The sequence below is a fragment of the Arthrobacter sp. B0316-5-4 genome (assembly GCF_059090325.1).
Window position 1 is genome coordinate 1 of record NZ_JBNHFN010000010.1, and the last position, 17,534, is coordinate 17,534.

Genomic DNA, 17,534 nt, shown 5'->3' on the forward strand with positions numbered 1-17,534 from the left:
TGGGCCATTCCCGCCTTCGCCGCCTGGGTGATCATCCTCGGTGCCAAACACGGGGAGATGCAGCGGCCCAAGAACATCCTCCAAGGCCTCCGCTAAACCCCACCGAGTACCCAGCCACCACGCACGGCCTGACGGAATACGCGTCAGGCCGTGCGGTTGGGCTGCCGCTGGGGTGAGCAACCGAGTGTTCCATTTCCTTGGAACCGGAACACCCCCGGTGGGACACTCCCCACCCATCCGAATCCTGTGACTGTTGGCGGTAAATGGCGGTCTTTTTGCGGCGCTGAATGTCGCGCCCTGCTAGTCGGCAAGCGCTCGTGACCGCCTGTAAAACGTCGCTCTGGACATACCGAGGTCCCGGGCAACCTGTGCTGCGGGCTCACCACCTTTGACCAGGCTAACGGCGCTTCTGATCTGACTATCAGTGACCCGGCGGGGCCGGCCGCCAAGGTCCTTGCCAGCTTCTCTTCGCTTGATTATGGAATCCGTGACGCGTTCGCGCTTGATCTCGTGTTCCATCTGCGCCAGGGCGGCCATGATCGTGAACAACATAGAGCCCATGGGTGTTGCTGTGTCGACGTCGCCTCCGCCAAGGTTCAGGACGCGCAGGCCGGCGCCCCGGCTGCGGAGTTCGTCGGCGAAGGCAAGCATGTTCTGGGTCGATCGCCCGAGCCGGTCCAAAGTCGCGATTACGAGGGTGTCACCCTCCATAAGCGCGTCGAGTGCTCGATCAAACTGGGGCCGCGACGCGCGCGCTCCGGAGACGCCCTGGTCGATGTAGAGGTCATCGCGTCGAACACCGGCGGCCAGTAGATCCGCCCGCTGCCGATCCGTTGACTGCTGCTGCGTCGAAACCCGTGCATAGCCAATAAGTTTCGACATACCTGCCTCCGATGTGTCTCACAACTAATGATTGGTACGCCGATTCAAGCATAAGGTTTCGAGACATAGTTATGAGAATCGCCGGACGCAGAGAAAATCGCGAGATTTCACAGAGTCAGGACAGAGCCAGTGAGACGTCTCGTATCCCAAGGCTTGTGAGACTTAAGCCGCGGGCACAGGCATCTCACTCATCAACGGTGTGGGTGCGGCATCTTGGCAGCTCCGATGACGTCCTCTGGTCGATCGGCAATCACGACTCTGTTTGAAAGGATGTATATCTCCGGGAGAAATCCGCCCCATCTCCGCCATTCAGACCCTTATGTGCAGGAGCGTTCGGGGTCTTGGGGTGCTGATATTTAGGTTGCTGATGCGCATCTCCTGTTTCGACGCTAAGTAGAAGTAGAATGATCAGCGAGTTGATGCGATCGTGACGGATCCGGTTGCACAGAATCGAAAGCAGAACTGATGACTGGACGTGGAGTGCGCTTGCTGCGTGGCCTTGCCGCCGCTGTTGCTGCTACGTCGTTGGCTGCTTTCTCACACGTCGCTGCCGGTGGTTCAGCACCGGATGGTGCCATTGTCGTATTGTCGCTGGCGTTGTCGGCTTTGGTATGTACGGCTTTGGCCGGACGTTCTTTGTCGCTGTGGAGGCTGAGCGCTGCTGTTGTTCTGAGCCAGAGCCTGTTCCACGGACTGTTCAGCCTTGGGTCCTCGCCCCACGCAACGTCCGCGGCGCCCATGTCCGCCGGTCACGCCGGGCATTCAGCCCAAGCCATGGTGGACCATGCCACCACGATGGGAGGGATGGATCATTCCAGCCCCGTGATGTGGTTGGGGCACGCGATTGCGGCCGTGCTGACCATCGCAGTGCTGCGGCATGGTGAGGTTACCGCGCTCCGGCTGATCCAGGCGCTGGGGCTGAAGATGGTCCCGTTCCTGCCTCTTTTCCAGCCCGTGGCTGTAACACCCGGGGCGCCCTTTGACCCGGCGAGCTGGCCTGTTCGGGCCCTGCGTAACCTTGGTGTTCCCCTGCTGGTCATGCGTCACCGCGGGCCGCCCCTGCTTCCGGTCGTGTCCTAGGCGCATCGCGCCCTCACTACCCATTTAGCCCCGCCCGCCCAGGGCGGTCGCGGGGCGGGAAGCAGCCATGGCAAGTCATTCCTTGCATTCATTCACATGGCGGATCCCTGAACGCAGCAGGATCTCCCTGCTGTCGGCCGTGTTGCTGTGCCTTGGTTTCATCTTGGTCGGCGCACCATCAGCTTCCGCCCACGACGAATTGGTTTCGTCAACCCCCGGCACCAACGAGCGTTTCACCACCGCACCGTCGAGTGTCGCTTTACGGTTCAGCGCACCGTTGCTGAAGATCGGTCATGAGATCCGCGTGGTCGATGCCGGTTCGAAGAACTGGGTCCAAGGAGAGTCTGTCCTTGCCCGGGAAACGTTGACCCAGCCGCTAGCTGGGGACCTGCCCCCTGGTGAATACCAGGTGCGTTGGCGCGTGGTGTCCAGTGATGGACACCCGATCAACGGCAGTTACTCGTTCCTGGTTGGGGCCGACGCGCAACCCGGTTCCGTACCGGCGCCCGGCGCAGGCTCCGTGGCCACACCGGACACAGCAGCGCAATCGCAGGCTGCCAGCAACAGCGGGACACCTGTGTCCTTGCCGGCCTGGGTTTTACCAGCGGGAGTAGGCGCAGCCGCAGGCTTGGCCCTTTATCTCATCTGGGCTGTGGTGCGCGGAGTCCGCAAGGCCGCAATCAAGGGCGATTGACCCTTTACTGAATCATCAATTTTCCTCTTCACGGATGTCACTGCGTTTCCGTGGAGAGCCGACTCCCTCAGGAGCAACACCGTGTCAAAAAAGAAGTCCCTTTACCTCGCCCTGCCCGTCCTTGCAGCTGCCGCTCTGGCGCTGGCCGGATGCGCCCAAGACAGCAACCCGGCATCGCCGCCGTCTGCGTCCGCGACGCAAAACGCTGCGGCGCTGACCGTCTCAGATCCGTGGGTCAAGGCAGCAGATACGGGGATGTCCGCAGCATTCGGCACCATCCGCAACACAACGGACAAAGACGTGACGATTGTCAGCGCCACCACTCCGGCATCGCCCATGGTGGAACTACACGAGACCGTCATGGGCGCCAACGGCACCATGCAAATGCAAGCCAAGCAAGGCGGCTTCGTCATCCCTGCCAAGGGCGAGCTGACCCTCGAACCTGGGGGGAACCACATCATGCTCATGGGTCTGGCGAAACCTGTCCAAGCCGGTGACGACGTCAGCTTTGAACTGAAAACCTCCGGCGGCGGCACGGTCACGTTCACCGCCCAAGGCAAGGACTTCACCGGCGCCAACGAGAACTACAAGCCGGGCGAAACCAGCCCGTCAGGACAAGACGCGAGCCATGACTCCATGGACCACGGTTCCATGGACCACAGCCACAGTGAGTCCGCGACGCCGGCCCCGTCCAAGTAATGTCCGCCCGTACTGAGGACCCGGACCGGGCCGAAACCGGTGTGCGGCGACGTCATCTGCTCTTCGGCGGCGCAGCTGCCGGAGTGGGCGCGCTGGCCGCCGTCGGGGCGAACTTCGCTGGGCAGCCGCAAGTCGTGGCCCCGGCTGCGGCACCCGATGCGAACGGTTCTGAAACGGTTGCGTTTCACGGGGCCCGGCAGGCCGGAGTCGGTACAGATGCCCAGGCGCACGGTGTGTTCATTGCTCTGGATCTGAGGCCCGGGACCACGGCCCAGCGTGTGAAGGCTCTGTTGAAGCTCCTGAGCGATGACGCCGCCAACCTGACCCAAGGCAAGTCAGCGTTGGCGGACACCGAAGGTGAACTTGCCCTGCGCCCGGCGCGGCTGACGGTGACTTTCGGTTTCGGGCCCACGTTGGTGGATGTGGTGGCGCCGCAGCGTCGTCCCACGTGGTTGAAGGACCTTCCGGCGTTCTCCGTGGACCGGCTGGTCCCGCAGTTCACCGGCGGGGATCTTTTGCTGCAGATCTGCGCAGATGATCCGCTGACCGTGGCCCACGCACAACGGATGCTGCTTAAAGACAGCCGGAGCTTCACCACCGTCCGGTGGGTCCAGCCAGGGTTCCGGCGGGCCTACGGGACCGAGAAGCCAGGCACCACCATGCGCAATCTTTTCGGACAAGTGGACGGAACAACCAACCCGTCTCCTGGTTCCGGACATTTTGACCAAGTCGTCTACGGCACAGACGCGATCCCCGCATGGACAGAGAACGGCACCTCACTGGTCATCCGGCGAATCAGTATGAACCTGGACAAATGGGATGAACTGGACCGTTCCGGCAGGGAAGAGTCCGTGGGGCGCAAGCTGTCCAACGGGGCCCCTCTGACCGGAAGCACTGAGCATGAGGAACCGGATTTCGCGGCAGTCAATCCTGTGGGATTTCCCGTCATCGCGGAATTCTCCCACCTGCGCCGTGCACGCCCGGAGGACGAAACCCAGCGGATTTTCCGGAGGGCGTTCAATTACGACGCCGCCCCGGGGCCCGGTACGGTGTCAGATTCCGGGCTGATCTTCATCTCCTACCAGGCCGACGTGGATAGGCAGTTCGTGCCGATCCAACGCCGTTTGGACGAACTGGACCTACTCAATGAGTGGACCACCCCTGTGGGTTCGGCCGTCTTTGCCATCCCGCCCGGGTGCCAACCCGGCGGATTCATCGGGGACCAGCTCTTCACCTGAACCATCACCCACGCAGCAACCGTGACCACCCCCGCGACAGGGTGGTCACGGTGCGCTGCCCCTTGCCCTACGCTCGGCCCGGTCATTGCGGCCGGCGCGAGCATTGCGGCCGGCGCGAGCATTCTTTTGAGGAAGAACACACGTCATGACAAGCACCATCACCACCGACCACGGCACACCCCCACCAGCGGCCGGTCAAACCGGCAAACGACCCGGGAGCCCCCTGAGGGCCCTGCTCAGCCGGCTCCATTTCTACGCCGGGGTTTTCGTCGGCCCCTTCCTGCTCATCGCGGCACTCTCGGGCGCACTGTATGCGCTGACCCCTTCGATGGAAGAAGCCATCTACGACAAAGAACTCCACGTTCCCGTCTCACAGACCTCGGTGCCCCTGTCCGAGCAGATCCGCGCGGCGCAACAAGTAGTAGGAGACCAGCAACCGTCAGCTGTCCGGCCTGCCCCCAAACTCGGCGACACCACCCGGATCATGTTCAGCGATCCGGCTCTGGGTGAATCTGAATCCCGGGCAATCTTCATCAACCCGGCCAATGCTGAAGTCAGGGGTGACCTGACCGTCTACGGCACCTCCGGTGTGCTGCCGTTCCGGACATGGATCGACCAGCTGCACCGCAACCTCCACCTCGGGGACGTCGGCCGCATCTACAGCGAACTCGCTGCGTCCTGGCTGTGGGTCATCGCTCTCGCCGGCCTGGCCCTGTGGTTGACCAAACCCCGGCGGGGCAAGCCGGCCGCAAAGAACACGAACGCGACTGGCCAACGCCCGGCACCGAAGGCAGGTAGGGGCCGCTTCAGTCGTCAGCAGATGCTCACAATCCACGCTACCGGCGGTGCGGTTTTGCTGCTTGGTTTCCTTTTCCTCTCGGCCACGGGCCTGACCTGGTCGCAGTTTGCCGGGGATAACATCTCCACTCTGCGATCCTCCCTTGCCTGGACAACCCCCAAGCTCCCCACCGCGTTGAATCCCAAGGCAGCTACCCCGGCTGAGGGCGGGCATGATCACGGCGGGCATGGCGGGACCACGGCAGGACCGGCAGCTGATCCGACCATGTATGACCATGTGCTCAGTGTTGCCCGCCAGGAACCGCTCATCAACGCCGGCAAGATCGAGATCAAACCACCGGCCAAGGAAGGCACGGCATGGACTGTCACGGAAATCGACAGGTCCTGGCCCACGCAAGCTGACGCGGTCGCCGTCGACCCCAACACCATGACCATCAGCGGCAAGCTGGTCTTTGAAGACTTCAACCTGGCCGCAAAGCTCACCCGCTGGGGCATCGACGGCCACATGGGTGTCCTGTTTGGCCTGGCCAACCAACTGGTGTTGGTAGTCATCGCCCTCGGCCTGGCCGCCAGCGTGGTTGGTGGCTACCTGATGTGGTGGAAACGCGGCCCCACCAAAGGCTCAGCGTGGGCAGCAGGCCGCGCACCTGCACGGTCGTTCGTCCGTAACGCACCGTGGCCGCTGACACTGGTGGTGGCGGTCGTTGCCGTCGGCGTCGGCATTGCCGTGCCACTGCTGGGAATCAGCCTGCTAGCCTTCCTGGTCTTTGACGTTGCCTTTGCCTTCGTTTGATACACCCTGTGAATGGACTTACCAGAATGGGACAAGCGGAAAACGAACATGTGGCACTTGGTCTTCACGCCACTGAGCACGACAAAGACCTCGCCGAAATCAACCTCAGCCTCCGCCCCCGGCGCATGTTCCTGAGGGACAAAGACTTCAACCCGGCGGCCAGCCTCCAGATCGATCTGAGCCCGACGGACTCTCACGTAATCCCTGACCGTGGAATACGACACCGCTGTCGCTCCGTGCTCCTCTATCAGTCGCGACAGGATCCGCCGGGCCGTATGTCGCTGCTTCCGAGGAGCTTCCGTATCTTCGACAAGCATTCGGTCGATGGCCGCTTTGAACGGCTCCAGACGCCACGCAACACCCTGTCGTTGTTTCCGTTCTGGAGGAGCCGCGGACTGCAATGCCTGCCGCACGGTTCTGCGATGAACCTTATGCCTCACCGCTAGTGCGCGCACCGACAAGCCCTCAACACGGGCATCCCGTCGAATCTGCGCGAACAACTCCACCCTCGACTCCATCCGGACCAACCCTCCATCGAATCCATCCACTAATGAATCCAACGTTGAAGGTGGGGCCACATATAACCGTCACAAGAGCCCGGCGAGTCTAGAAGTGGGGCCAGAAATAACCGTCCTACCGGGGCCATCCAAACCTGTCATAGTCACCAGAACGTCCACTGATGAAAAGCACGTGAGAGCACATCTGCTCAACTGTTCTAGCTCAGGCCAACTCCACGTAAGAGGTGTCCGCACGCTGAGGGATCGGCGGATTCAGGCGGTTATTGCAACAGGAGTCCTTCGATCAGTTCGATCGGTTTTCTGAACTCTAGTCTTTTGCGTGGCCGGTCGTTGAGTTCCTGTGCGACCCAGTCGAGGTCTTCGGCGCTGTGGATGCTCAGGTCGGTGCCTTTGGGGAAGTGCTGGAGCAAGAGGCCATTGGTGTTTTCGTTGATGCCGCGTTGCCAGGGTGAGTGCGGGTCGCAGAAGTAGATGTCGATGCCGGTGTCTATTTTCACGGTCTTCCAGTCCTGCATTTCGATGCCCTGGTCCCAGGTCAGGGAATGCCTCAGCGCCTCGGGGAGCGTCTTGATCTTCGCTGCCAGGGCCTCTCGCATTTGTTCTGCTTTGTATCCATCGGGCAGATGAACGAGCATCGTGTAGTTGGTGGTTCTCTCCACGAGGGTCCCGATGGCGGATTGGTTGCCTCTGCCGATGATGAGGTCGCCCTCCCAATGCCCTGGCACAGCGCGGTCCTGAACCTCTGGGGGACGTTCGGAGATATTGATCATCCCGGGGATCCGGTTCTTCCGCTGGCCGGCCTTCCTGCAGGGCTGCCTGAGGGCACGTCCTGTGCGTAAACACGCGGCCAGATCACGGTTCAGTGCTCCGCGGGACTGAACGTAGAGGGACTGGTAGATGGTCTCAGGTGACACCCGCATCTCCGGCTCATCGGGAAACTCAACCCGCAGGCGACCTGCGATCTGCTCAGGCGAGTACTTCTTTTTCAGGTCCTCTCCCACCTTCGCACGCAGCACCATGTTCGTGTGCAGTTTCGCCGGTTTCGGCCGCGAAGCCCGCTCATACGCCAGCGCGTGAGCCGACGTCGCCCAGTAGGGAAGCCCTGGTACTGAATTGCGCCGCAGCTCCCTGGACACGGTCGAGGCAGACCGGTCGATCACGGCCCCGATCCGGCGCAGCGAGTGTCCCTGGGCGCGCAGTACCGCGATCTCTTCACGCTGGGCGAAGGTCAGGCATCTGCCCTTCAAATCCCGGCCGCGCCGAGGCCTGACACCCCCGGCCTCGGCCAAGACCCGGCGCCCTGTCCGCCTGTTCGAATTGATCGGCACAACGGCGTCAGCGATGAAATCACCAGCCTGCATCCCGGCCCAAAACAGCTGCAGAAGATCCGGTCTTACATAAATTGAATACCTCGCCATGACAACACCCATCCGCCCCAAGCTACAGCAGCTAGCTGACCTCCAGCCGCGTTCCTGAGCGGCTTGCTTACAGGCTTGGTCGCTCGCAAGACGAAGGGCCGGCACCAGATTGAACTGGTACCGGCCCTTCTGTTTTTCTCGGAAAAGAAGAATCTGTTGCGTCCGCTGTTTCGCGGGCGGCATATGCCTTGGTAGGTGTTGGTCCTTACGGCGTGCGCGGTGGCCGCGGGCGACGATTCTGGGGTGCCTTACGTGCCGCTTCGATGCTCTCGGCCAGTTCCGTGTTTCGTTCGTAGGCCAGTTCGTCCTCCGTGAGGACAACGGCCGGGCGGAAGATCAATACTCCGCCTGGCTCTTCGTCGACGAGGTAGCGGTGGTGCTTAGCGACTTTTCGTAAGCTTCCGCGGAACCTGTCGTCGAGCTCGATCAGTTGTGCAGTCATGGTTGTGGCGTCCTAACTTCCGGGTATCCCTTAACCCAATGTATTAACCATAACCAAGGTTAAGCCATATTGCCAAGTATCCACATTGCCCAACTTGGGCATTCTGGTAAAATGTTGTGAATGAGTACCGTTGACTTTGACCCTGAGCCATATGACGCTCTGCTGAGGCTGCAGCAGAGCGATCCCGAGACAGCCCGCGCCTTTGATGACGTGATTGATGACTTGGAAAAGGAGCCGCTGGCCCCTTATCTGCAGCGTCATTACTTGCGTCCGCCAGGGATTTACAAGGTCCCCGTATATACAAGGGCCGGCCATGACGAGTACATGCTGCTCTGGGACATGGAAGGTTCAACCATCGTCGTCCGGTACGTAGGGCCCGGGTTCGCGAACAGATAACCCAGGACCCGACCGGGTGGCAGCCCACCCCCTGTTTGCACACGAAAGGCCGGCACCATATCTGAACTGGTGCCGGCCTTTCGGTTATCCCTCGGAAAAGGAAATCTGTCGTGCGTCATTCATTTTATCCCAGGCGCCGCGGCTGGGGGATCCGCGTGGCCTGTGCGCTGTGGCGGTCCGTCGCCGTTGACCACCGCCACCAACTGCCCTCGCGGCGGACCGCCCGAAACCTAGGATGAGCCGGCAAGGGGTGGCGGGGACAGCGCCCCGCCACCTATTGGCGTTATCCAGTGGGTTGGGCCAGGGCGAAGCTTTCGGCGGCGAGCTCGATCAGGCTGGCCGAGACGTCCCCGTTCTCCCCGTCCTCGGTATCGCCCAGGAACACGGCGTTCCCGAAGTACATCTGCGTGATGACCCCAGACGCTGCGAAGACGAGCTTGGCAGCGCGGCGGTTGGCCGGGAGATTCAACAACAGTGCCTCTTCGTTGAACCACCCCACCCAGCCCTCACCCGAGACGGGTTCGATGAGTCCTCCCACGTGTCCCTGCAGGGAGGCAAGCGAGGTGTCGATGGTTTCGACGCGGGCCGGTTCTCCCGGGTTCGCGGGGATGATCAAAGCGGTGCAGGTTGTCATGGGTGAGGTCCTTCCAAAACGGGGGAGCGGCCCGGTTCAAGGGGTGGTTAGTTGAAGACGCCGGTGCAGGGCCCGCGGAACTTCTCCGGCAGGTCTTCGATGCTGGCGGTCAGGCCTTCGGGTCGGTCCACCGGGCTGCGTTGCATCCACCAGTAGTGCGCATGGCGGGTGATCGCCGCGTGCTGGGCTTCCTGAGTGCGGTAGAACGTGCAGGTCACGTCCCCCTCGACATACACGGCAGTGCCGTACACCTGCCCGGCACTATCGGCCGTGCTCGTGACCGCGAGGACCACCAACGGCCACTGGCCCAAGTCCCAACCGTCTTCACCCCACGAACTGACCGCGTACCAGCCGTGATCGTTGATCAAATCCATCCAGTCGTACCCGCCGTTCATGTGGTAATCCGTCAGAACTGTAATGCCCTCAACGATTTCGTTGGTGTCGGCCGTGACAACACTGCGCGCGGTGATCGTCTCCATAATCCGTAAACCTTTCCGAGGCGTGGGGCGACAGAGCGGCATGACCCGGCCAGCGCTCTGAAGGTTCCTCCCCGTTGTTTTTGTTGCTGGCACGCAGTGCTTGATGGGCCTGACGGAGGCGTTTCCTCCCGCCAGGGCAAGGGGGCGGGAATCTTCGAAAGGAAATAAGCGAAGCGCCGTCGAAGAGTTCCGGGACCGCAGGGCGTAGCCAGGAGCTTGAGCCGGAGCAGGACCATATGATCCGAAGGACAGCCACAAAACGTCGAAGACGTAGACAAGAGTTGATGGCGGGCAGGAGCCCTGCGACTAACCGGCAACACCCAACAGCCGGCCACGCAGCGCAGCGGAGAGAACGCCCGCTTCCTTTGGTGTGAGCACTCATCATCTGAGGCTTCGACTGGCACCAATGTCGGCTCGTTGACGGTGGGACGGTCCTCCGCAGCAGCAGAGAATACCTGTATACAGGTGTATACGGCTCGTTTATGAGACGAGACGTTTACAAGATGTGACTTGTTGCGTAAAGTGGGTGGTACGCCCCTTTACCAAGGGCGGTTAGTGCACACCAACCAACACAAATAGGAGCCAGTGATGAGCAACGCATCGGCCGTATGGCCGCACAGATTTCCACACCTGGGGACCGTCTCGTTCGGGGGAGGCGACCCGAGGTAGTGCGTACCGACTTCCTCCACAGGAGGATTCAAGAGCAGAAGGACCGGGATTCATCCGGCCCTGTCATTTCGCTCCGCCTGTCGTCCAGAGACGACCTTCTCGCAACGAAGATCGCCGAGGAGCTTGGCCTTAGCAAACAGCAGTTGGCTAAAGCTGCGCTCCTAGCCACCCTTGATGGCTATCGGCAGGAATCGGGAGATGCAACGGAGTAACCAGTCGTGCGGGTGCGCAACCGCCGGGCCGAATGTCAAAACGCATCGGTCTACACGCGCAGAAGGTCGATCATGGCCAGGACACCACGCGGCAAAAAACACAACCACTCCCATAAGGAAGGTGACGGCCCACCCCGGAAGAAGAAAAACGAACCCATCCACGACGACCCTGCCTTCGATGCGAACCGGGAACTCGGGCGCCAGCTTGCCCGTGGTGCCGCTTTTGCGGCCGGCAAGCACTTATACGACGAGACGGCCCAAAAACACGCCAACTCGGTCATTGAGTGGATACACTCACTCTTCAACTAAAAGCAGCCCACGATCGCCCTTACGTCAAAGCCGTTAGTTGCCACCCTCCAGCTGGCAACTAGCGGCTTTGCCGTGTCTGTCGGCACATCATCTGCAAACTGCCGGAAGTTGATTTTGGGCGATTGTTTCCCCGGCGCCGCGTCGGGATCCAGTCTGGGGCGGCCGCCGATGATCCTCTTCACGTCCGTGGAGCCCAGCCGCTTCGAATATTGCCCGCGAACTTGGGCAGTGGCCCTCCAAAATTTCCCTCCTGGAACGAGGCCAGGTCCGCCACGACACGCTAGCCACGAAATACCGCCTATGGTTGACTCAGCAATCAACCAGCATCACAAGTCAGTGTCCATGAACGCGGTGCAGCGATCTGACGCCGTCCAGGCCGGCGTCCAGACTGCCGCCGCTTTGCTTGTCAGAGGCTAAGCCGCCTCAGGTATCGACCGGTTTCGCTCGTGGCGTAGGCACCGACCTGCCCGGGGGTGCCGGTGGCGACAATGGTTCCCCCGGCGCTGCCGCCGCCGGGGCCCATGTCGATGACATGGTCGGCGTTGGCGATCATGTCCAGGTCGTGTTCGATGACGATGACAGTTGCCCCTTTGTCCAGCAGCCGCTGGAGCACTGTCAGCAGGGTGCGGACATCGAGCGGGTGCAGGCCAACGCTCGGCTCGTCAAGAACGAAGAGGGTCCCGGATTGGTTGCGGTGAAGTTCAGAAGCGAGCTTCAACCTCTGCGCTTCGCCACCTGACAGCGTCGGGGTGCTTTCGCCAAGGGTCAGGTAGCCCAATCCCAAGTCCGCGAAGGTCTGCAGTTTGGTGCGCACCTTGGGGATATCACCCATGAGACCGATCAGGTCATTAACTGTCATTGCCAGCAGCTCCGGAAGGGAGAACTCCCTGGTGGGCTGGCCGCCGCCGGTGGAGGACGGGCGGCGTATCAGCTCTGCTTGAGGTGCATACCGGGTGCCGTTGCAGTCCGGGCAGGCGATGTCCATGTCCGGGAGGAACTGCACATCGAGGACAATCTGGCCGGTCCCTTCACAGCGTGGGCATCGCAGCGAACCCGTGTTGAAGGAGAAATCTGCGGCCTTTAGTCCCGCACGTTTTGCAGAGTCCAAGGAGGCGAACAGGCGCCGGAGGTCATCCATCACACCGCTGTACGTTGCCAGAGTCGAACGGACGTTTATACCGATCGGAGTGGCGTCGACGGTGGACACCCGGGTGATGCCGGGGGCATCGATGTTCCTTACGTGAGAGGGAATGGCTGAACCCTCGCTTACTGCCTGTAGTGCCGGAACCAGGCTGTCAAGGATGAGGGTCGTCTTTCCGGAGCCCGAGACGCCGGTCACTGCCGTGAGCCTTCCCAGGGGAATCTCTGCCGTCAGGGCGTGAACAGTGTGAAGCGGTGAGGTACTCAAGCGGATGCGGCCACGATCGTAGATTTCCTCCACGGTGGTCCGCGTGCGGATGATAGTCGGCTCCCGTCCGGTAAGGAATCCGCCCACCAAAGAGTCCGGGTTCTCGTCCAGATCTTTGACCGTGCCGGTGGCCAGAATTGTTCCGCCCTCGCCTCCGGAGCCAGGGCCGATCTCGATCAGCCAGTCCGCTTCCCGGAGCACCTGGACATCGTGGTCCACCAACACCACAGAATTGCCGTCACGCAACAGATCCCTCATCACGCCCAGCAGACCGTCAACGTTGGCTGGGTGCAGACCGATGGAGGGTTCATCCAGCACGTAGAGGACCCCTGTGGTCTCGTTGCGGACCGCCCGTGCCAGTTGTACGCGTTGCCTCTCCCCAGTGGACAGGGTGGAACCAGGCCGGTCAAGGCTGAGATATCCCAGGCCCAGTTCGAGCAGGCGCTCACCCATATCCAACAGCTTCATAACGAGGTTCCTAGCCATGGGGCGCATCTCTGCCGGCAAGGTTTTCTCCACGGTTGGCGCCCACGTGGTGATCTGGTCAAGAGTCATCGCCGTCACCTCCGCCAGATTTCTTCCCGTGACCTGGCTTCTGCGGGCCTGCTCGCTCAGGCGCGAGCCGTGGCAGCTCGGACAGACCTGGGCACTAATGAATCTGTTCACCCGGGCCAGGCCCTGCTCGGTCGTCGCCTTATTCATGACCTCCTGGACGGCCAGACGCGCATTCCTATAGGTGAAGTTCAATTCAAACAGCTTGCCGTTCTTGGACGGCACCGAGATCTCCTTCTTCTCCTCGGGCCCGTGCATGACCACCTCCCGTTCCTGGGGAGTGAGCTCGCCGTACGGCACGTCGGTGCGCACACCGAACTCAGCGACCACCTGCGGCATCACGGTCAGCCCGAACATGGACCAAGGAGCCACCGCGCCCTCCTCGATGGACTTGGTCTCGTCAGGCACCAGCGTGGCGTCATTCACGTCGCGGACAATGCCGGTGCCCGAGCAACCAGGACACGCGCCGTCGGAATTGAACGCAAGCACTTCAGCGCCCGGCGGATAAAACTCAACCCCACACGTCTGGCACACCAGATCCTTGTTCGCGGCCACGTCAATTGTCGGCTGCAGGCGGTGCCCGTTCGGGCAGACATGGGACCCTAGACGCGAAAACATCAGCCGCAAAACATTGAGCAACTCTGTGGACGTTCCAAACGTGCTCCGCACTCCTGGAACGGCCGGCCGCTGGCGCAGGGCAAGAGCCGCCGGCACATGCCTGACACTGTCTACCGCCGCCCTCGGCGCATGTGACATCCGTCGGCGCGTATACGTAGACAGCGCCTCCACATAGCGGCGCGATCCCTCGGCGTACAGGACCCCCATCGCCAATGATGACTTGCCCGAACCGGACACCCCTGCGATGGCAACCAACTGCCGAAGCGGCACGGTCACGTCCACATCCTTCAGGTTGTGAACCTTCGCTCCCCGCACTTCGATGGCCAGCGGAGGCATCCATTGACGGCCATCGGCGGGCAACCCCTGAGCTGTCTTCATCGTTCCTCCGGCATCCACGAACTTCCCGATTTATATTCCCCGGCAACTATATCTGATACGTTTGTGCTCAGCCCCGAGTCTCAGTGGTGCCCGCCGGCCGGGACGGGGAAAGTCGATCAAGCCACTCCCGGGGCAGTCAGGAGATAGCTATGAATGGTCCGGCACTGAATTCGGTGGCATGGTTCGAGGTTGGCAGCGACAGGCCTGAGGAGGTCAAGAAGTTCTTTGGAGAACTCTTTGACTGGCAGTTCAAGTTGAACTCCGACTGGAGGGGGTTGATTACCATGCAGCTATAACCCCAGAAGCGCCGGGCCCGGTCGGTGGAATATTCGATCACGCAGGCGGCTTCCCCGATTACGCTGTGTTTTACGCACTCGTCGCCAGCATTCCCGAGACCATAGAGCGGGCCAAGGAGCTTGCAGGCGAGGTGGTCATGGAGCCGGTTACCGATGCCGCCGGCGTCAGCTTCGCACGGCTGAAGGACAACACCGGGCACCATTTCGGTATCTTCTCAATGCCAGCCCCGGCCTAAGCGGAGTTAGGCCGCCCGCCCGGTCTCCGAAAAGGCGCTGGCGCGCAGGAGCCGAAGACTCAGTTCCATGCGTTCGAGTTCCGCCGCTCCCAGGACTGAGCGGAACCGCCGATCCAGTTCGTCCTCAAATACCGGCAGGGCCTGTGAGAGCTTGATCCTGCCCTCCTCGGTAAGTTCCAACAGGGCCGAGCGACGGTCATCCGGATTAGGAATACGCCTGCAATATCCGGCGGACTCGATGCGATCAACTACCTTGCTGGTGCCACCCACACTGATGGCGAAATCGCCCGCCAGGTCCTGGATTCTCTTGCCAGAAGCCAGTCCCAGCCGCTGCATTATCTCGAACCATGTCAACGGGAGATCACACTCACCGCGCAACCGGGCGTCAACGACCGCCCACAACTCTGTCTCAAACCGCACGAGATCGTGGTACAGCCCCTTCAGATCGGGCATCTCACACCTATCCATCCACCCAAGTCGACCAGCCCATGCCGGACAGCAAGTGCTGGCGACGCATTTCAGTTCCAAGAAATACTTTCCGTGGAATGATTTTACCCCGCAAGGAGCATCGCATGACAACGACACACACCGCCGAATTGGACGTTCCGATCCGAGTGCTCAGCGGCCCTACGGTGGTCATCGACTACGCCGGCCTGCGCCTGCTGACGGACCCGACCTTTGACGAACCTGGCGAATATCCCACTCCAATCCCCGGGTTCTCCCTGGTGAAAACCGAACCTTCCCCTGCCAGCCCGGAGAATCTTGGCAAGGTTGATGGAGTACTTCTGTCCCATGACGAGCATGACGATAACCTCGACCGCTCAGGGCGGGAATTCCTGGCTCAAGTGCCAGTAACCCTCACGACAGTCAGCGGTGCGGGGAGGCTCGGCGGCTCCGCGCAGGGTCTTGAGTCTTGGGAGAAGACCACACTTCAGGCGCCGGATGGGACGCTTGTAACTGTCACGGCCATGCCCGCCCTGCACGGCCCCGAGGGGAGTGAGGATGTTGCCGGCGACGTCATCGGTTTCCTGCTCACCGCTCCAGGGCACCCTAGCGTGTATGTCAGCGGTGACAACGCTTCCTTGCCCCTCGTTCAACAAATCGCTGAGCGGGTTGGGCCGATTGATATTGCAGTGCTGTTCATTGGCGGGGTGAGGCACAAGCCAGTGCTTGATGGCGCGCTGGTGACCATGGACAACGCCCTTGCGGCCCAAGCCGCAAAGTTGCTCGGTGCGAGCAGGGTCATCCCTGCCCATTTCGAAGGCTGGGCGCATTTCCGTGGTGGGCGTGAGGAACTCGTCGAGGCTTTCACTGAAAGCGGGATCGCGGACCGGTTGACGTTGGAGGCCGGGGCCTGAGCCCCGACGATCCTGTTTAGATGGAGTCAGGTCGTGACGGGGTCGAATGCGCTGTCGGGGATAGTGAGTGCCCAATCGTTCATTGCCTCGAGCACTCGCCGGAGCTCCTGGCCGGTTGGGTGAGCTCGTATATGATCCGAGGCGGGATTTCGGCGTAGGCGGTGCGGGTGACCAGCCCGCGCCGCTCGAACTTGCGGAGCCGGATGGTGAGGGTGTGGGCGCTGATACCGGGCAGGGCTCCGAAGAGTTCGCTGAATCGATGCGGACCTTTGAGGAGGTCACGGACGATCAGCGTGGCCCACGGTCCGTCGAGAAGGCTCAGGAAGCGCGCCACGCCGCACTCATCCAGGGAACAGTGATCAAATCTCATGAAAAACGATGATGCCACCGGCGCCCAAGGGTTCCCCCGTCCTCTCCGCTCTGACCGCTGCCGGATACCCGGCGAAGGCCGCTGTCCGTGACACCTCCAAGGTGGCGAACGCCGCAGCCGTGGCGGTCGACTACGGCTCCGCCGACTCCCTGGCAGCAGCCTATGAGGGTGCTGAGGGCGTATTCGGAACAGTGGCTGCGCGACCTGATGAACTAACCCCTCCGTTTGGGCCTTCCTGCACCGGGCGTGGGAAGGTCGGAAACGCAACCTCAAGTCATCGTGAAGGTCCCGATTCAGATAGGACGGACGGGTGATCTTCGGTTAGCACAAGGAACTGTGCACGACCTTACTTGATGATTTGACGCCGATAGGAGCATCGTCGTAGACACAACAGGACCGGGCACGGCGGAGCTCTGCGACGTCAGGACCGGGCCCAACAGCCGGCCACGAAGTGGACGCCCAAAGGGGTGCGAGCCCTGCGAGCATGCTGTTCTCTGAGTGTTGTCAGAAGGAGTGGTGGGGACTGAGAGACTTTCTGAGCAGGTGTCGCAAGACGCCGGACTCTTCCAACCTGGAGGCGGCGTGGGTTGAGCTGCGGCAGACCATCGACGAGTCCAAGGTGACGTCGTTCCGTGCTTGCAGCCGTAACGGGCGCTCATGGGCGGAGGACCCGGAGGCGGTGCGGGTGATCGCTGCCACGATCGAACGCATCCTGAAGGACACGGCTGACGGTCCGAAGGACAGCCCGGCCCGGTAGGGCGGGCCGCCGTGTGGCAGGCCCGCCCCGGATCCGGCTAGCTTTCGTCTTCCTTGGGGGCTTTGGAGTTGGCGCGGAGCGCCATGATCGAGGCTCCCAGTGCTGTGAGTGAGAGAACGAAGTCCACGATGGTCAGCGGTTCCATGAGGTTTCCTTATCGGTGAGTAGGACTTAGTCTGAGAAGGAGCCGGCGGCCGGAACCGAAGCGGTCACGACCACCGGGTTTCGTAGCTACACCTACTTCCTTGTTACGCTTCCGCTTCCGAGTTGCAGCTCGGGAGGGTTTGCTCTTTAGGCGCG

General features: G+C 61.6%; 18 protein-coding genes and 1 pseudogene. 10 read left to right on the forward strand and 9 right to left on the reverse strand.

Annotated features, from left to right (window positions below; genetic code table 11):
* Positions 1-300: 300 nt before the first annotated feature.
* Positions 301-882: a recombinase family protein gene (locus tag AC5RU9_RS20900; RefSeq protein ID WP_494018010.1), complete on the reverse strand. Its 582-nt coding sequence runs from the start codon at positions 880-882 to the stop codon at positions 301-303.
* 465 nt (positions 883-1,347) lie between these two features.
* Here AC5RU9_RS20900 and AC5RU9_RS20905 point away from each other — a divergent pair, with 465 nt between their 5' ends.
* The 5 genes from AC5RU9_RS20905 (at position 1,348) to AC5RU9_RS20925 (ending at position 6,184) form a co-directional block, all read left to right on the forward strand.
* Positions 1,348-1,962 (forward strand): hypothetical protein, encoded by a 615-nt coding sequence (locus AC5RU9_RS20905; protein WP_494018011.1) that lies wholly within the window; start codon positions 1,348-1,350, stop codon positions 1,960-1,962.
* Positions 1,963-2,029: 67 nt separating this feature from the next.
* Entirely contained in the window at positions 2,030-2,656 is a 627-nt protein-coding gene (locus tag AC5RU9_RS20910) for a copper resistance CopC family protein (protein ID WP_494018012.1), read from the forward strand.
* Positions 2,657-2,737: 81 nt separating this feature from the next.
* Entirely contained in the window at positions 2,738-3,355 is a 618-nt protein-coding gene (locus AC5RU9_RS20915; RefSeq protein WP_494018013.1) for a copper chaperone PCu(A)C, read from the forward strand.
* Positions 3,355-4,593 carry a Dyp-type peroxidase gene (locus tag AC5RU9_RS20920; RefSeq protein WP_494018014.1) on the forward strand — a complete coding sequence of 413 codons (1,239 nt, stop codon included), beginning with the start codon at positions 3,355-3,357 and terminating at the stop codon, positions 4,591-4,593. The genes AC5RU9_RS20915 and AC5RU9_RS20920 overlap by 1 nt, the downstream gene beginning before the upstream one ends.
* A 145-nt stretch (positions 4,594-4,738) precedes the next feature.
* Positions 4,739-6,184: a PepSY-associated TM helix domain-containing protein gene (locus AC5RU9_RS20925; RefSeq protein WP_494018015.1), complete on the forward strand. Its 1,446-nt coding sequence runs from the start codon at positions 4,739-4,741 to the stop codon at positions 6,182-6,184.
* Here the strand turns inward: AC5RU9_RS20925 and AC5RU9_RS20930 are convergent.
* From AC5RU9_RS20930 to AC5RU9_RS20940, 3 genes and pseudogenes are all read right to left on the reverse strand, one after another.
* A pseudogene (locus AC5RU9_RS20930) lies at positions 6,169-6,702 on the reverse strand (IS21 family transposase); the annotation flags it as partial. The gene AC5RU9_RS20925 and the pseudogene AC5RU9_RS20930 sit on opposite strands and share 16 nt — an antisense overlap.
* Positions 6,703-6,962: 260 nt before the next feature.
* Positions 6,963-8,132 (reverse strand): IS30 family transposase, encoded by a 1,170-nt coding sequence (locus AC5RU9_RS20935; RefSeq protein ID WP_494018027.1) that lies wholly within the window; start codon positions 8,130-8,132, stop codon positions 6,963-6,965.
* 193 nt (positions 8,133-8,325) lie between these two features.
* Entirely contained in the window at positions 8,326-8,562 is a 237-nt protein-coding gene (locus tag AC5RU9_RS20940; protein ID WP_494018016.1) for a hypothetical protein, read from the reverse strand.
* A 120-nt stretch (positions 8,563-8,682) separates the two neighbouring features.
* On the opposite strand from AC5RU9_RS20940, the gene AC5RU9_RS20945 reads away from it, so the two are divergent.
* Complete coding sequence (locus AC5RU9_RS20945) at positions 8,683-8,958, forward strand: hypothetical protein (protein ID WP_494018017.1); 276 nt, start codon at positions 8,683-8,685, stop codon at positions 8,956-8,958.
* 283 nt (positions 8,959-9,241) lie between these two features.
* On the opposite strand, the gene AC5RU9_RS20950 is transcribed toward AC5RU9_RS20945, so the two are convergent.
* Both AC5RU9_RS20950 and AC5RU9_RS20955 read right to left on the reverse strand, forming a co-directional pair.
* Positions 9,242-9,592 carry a DUF3846 domain-containing protein gene (locus tag AC5RU9_RS20950; RefSeq protein WP_494018018.1) on the reverse strand — a complete coding sequence of 117 codons (351 nt, stop codon included), beginning with the start codon at positions 9,590-9,592 and terminating at the stop codon, positions 9,242-9,244.
* A 47-nt stretch (positions 9,593-9,639) separates the two neighbouring features.
* A complete protein-coding gene (locus AC5RU9_RS20955) occupies positions 9,640-10,071 on the reverse strand; it encodes a hypothetical protein (RefSeq protein ID WP_494018019.1) in 432 nt (143 codons plus the stop codon).
* Between the two features lie 953 nt (positions 10,072-11,024).
* Between AC5RU9_RS20955 and AC5RU9_RS20960 the strand changes: the two genes are divergently transcribed.
* Positions 11,025-11,261: a hypothetical protein gene (locus AC5RU9_RS20960; protein ID WP_494018020.1), complete on the forward strand. Its 237-nt coding sequence runs from the start codon at positions 11,025-11,027 to the stop codon at positions 11,259-11,261.
* A 406-nt stretch (positions 11,262-11,667) separates the two neighbouring features.
* On the opposite strand, the gene AC5RU9_RS20965 is transcribed toward AC5RU9_RS20960, so the two are convergent.
* Entirely contained in the window at positions 11,668-14,217 is a 2,550-nt protein-coding gene (locus tag AC5RU9_RS20965) for an excinuclease ABC subunit UvrA (RefSeq protein WP_494018021.1), read from the reverse strand.
* Between the two features lie 361 nt (positions 14,218-14,578).
* Between AC5RU9_RS20965 and AC5RU9_RS20970 the strand changes: the two genes are divergently transcribed.
* On the forward strand, positions 14,579-14,749 hold the full coding sequence (locus tag AC5RU9_RS20970; RefSeq protein ID WP_494018022.1) for a VOC family protein: 171 nt from the start codon (positions 14,579-14,581) through the stop codon (positions 14,747-14,749).
* 6 nt (positions 14,750-14,755) lie between these two features.
* Here the strand turns inward: AC5RU9_RS20970 and AC5RU9_RS20975 are convergent, their stop codons facing one another.
* Positions 14,756-15,202, reverse strand: a complete 447-nt coding sequence (locus tag AC5RU9_RS20975) for a MarR family winged helix-turn-helix transcriptional regulator (RefSeq protein WP_494018023.1) — start codon at positions 15,200-15,202, stop codon at positions 14,756-14,758.
* Between the two features lie 119 nt (positions 15,203-15,321).
* Between AC5RU9_RS20975 and AC5RU9_RS20980 the strand changes: the two genes are divergently transcribed.
* The gene (locus tag AC5RU9_RS20980; RefSeq protein WP_494018024.1) at positions 15,322-16,107 is read left to right on the forward strand and encodes an MBL fold metallo-hydrolase; all 786 of its coding nucleotides are present in this window, start codon (positions 15,322-15,324) and stop codon (positions 16,105-16,107) included.
* 79 nt (positions 16,108-16,186) lie between these two features.
* Here AC5RU9_RS20980 and AC5RU9_RS20985 read toward each other — a convergent pair whose 3' ends face one another.
* The gene (locus AC5RU9_RS20985) at positions 16,187-16,477 is read right to left on the reverse strand and encodes a winged helix-turn-helix transcriptional regulator (protein WP_494018025.1); all 291 of its coding nucleotides are present in this window, start codon (positions 16,475-16,477) and stop codon (positions 16,187-16,189) included.
* A gap of 484 nt (positions 16,478-16,961) precedes the next feature.
* Between AC5RU9_RS20985 and AC5RU9_RS20990 the strand changes: the two genes are divergently transcribed.
* Positions 16,962-17,234: a hypothetical protein gene (locus AC5RU9_RS20990; protein ID WP_494018026.1), complete on the forward strand. Its 273-nt coding sequence runs from the start codon at positions 16,962-16,964 to the stop codon at positions 17,232-17,234.
* The last annotated feature ends 300 nt before the right edge of the window (positions 17,235-17,534 follow it).